At 53.8% G+C, this 844-nt stretch carries 2 protein-coding genes; one reads left to right on the top strand and one right to left on the bottom strand.

Features of this window, described 5'->3' with window-relative positions:
• On the bottom strand, positions 1 to 119 hold a 119-nt coding region (locus DU506_RS22655; RefSeq protein ID WP_114487979.1), incomplete at its 3' end, for a DUF454 family protein.
• 121 nt (positions 120 to 240) lie between these two features.
• On the opposite strand from DU506_RS22655, the gene DU506_RS21290 reads away from it, so the two are divergent.
• Positions 241 to 645, top strand: a complete 405-nt coding sequence (locus DU506_RS21290) for a ribonucleotide reductase subunit alpha (RefSeq protein WP_114488801.1) — start codon at positions 241 to 243, stop codon at positions 643 to 645.
• The last annotated feature ends 199 nt before the right edge of the window (positions 646 to 844 follow it).

The raw sequence follows: 844 nt of genomic DNA on the forward strand, positions 1-844 counted from the left end.
ACTAACAAAAACGGCGTGGTAGGAAGCAGGGGTAAAACGATACCCATGGCGCCCAAGCCGATGCACAAGAGGGCAAGGCATTGATAGAGCCGAGAATACAGAGAGGGGGGTAGTAACATGACGGCCTCCCTAGTTTTCTATAAAATGTATTATAAATGAATATAATAGGTGAATGCTGCTTTCACAAGCTACCTGACCATGATTCACTGACTCTTGTGATTTTCCTTCAAGGAGACCCGAATGGCTATTTCCAATTATGCTGACCTGCTGGCGGAAGCCCACCGTCAAACCGAGCCACAACGGCTGCTGTTCGTTCTGGCGCGTGCCGAATTGCCCGACAATCCCGACCAGACACAGCGTGAGCGTTTCGAGCAAGGCGAAGGCGGTGTGCTGGCCCCGGTACTCTGCGTGGACAAGACCCTCGAGGAGCTTAGCGACATGGCGGCTCTGGTCGAGGAATCACAAGGTACCGGCCAGGAATGGGACATCGTCTTCGTGGCCGCTCTGGCGGGCGATGGCGCCTTGCCTCCCAGCAGCGAAGAAGCGGAGCAGCCCTTGCAGCGCATGGTCGAGTCGATAAAGATGGGCAGCATCGAAAACTTCCTGGCCTTCGATCGCCAAGGCGAGGCAGTCAGCTTCCATTGAAATCCTCATCTTACCAAGCCGGATGACGCAATATTTCATCTCCGTGGCGTCACGAATACGGGTGTTGTCACTGAATAGTCAGGCGGAAAACAGACGGGCGGCAAACACCGATCAAACCCATGGAGCAGATCATCTGCGATACCATGGGGCATTGAGTAATTTCATGCTTACCCCATTTACATGCCCACCCTATCCGAGA

This window comes from Vreelandella rituensis, from assembly GCF_003336665.1.
GTDB classification, from domain to species: domain Bacteria; phylum Pseudomonadota; class Gammaproteobacteria; order Pseudomonadales; family Halomonadaceae; genus Vreelandella; species Vreelandella rituensis.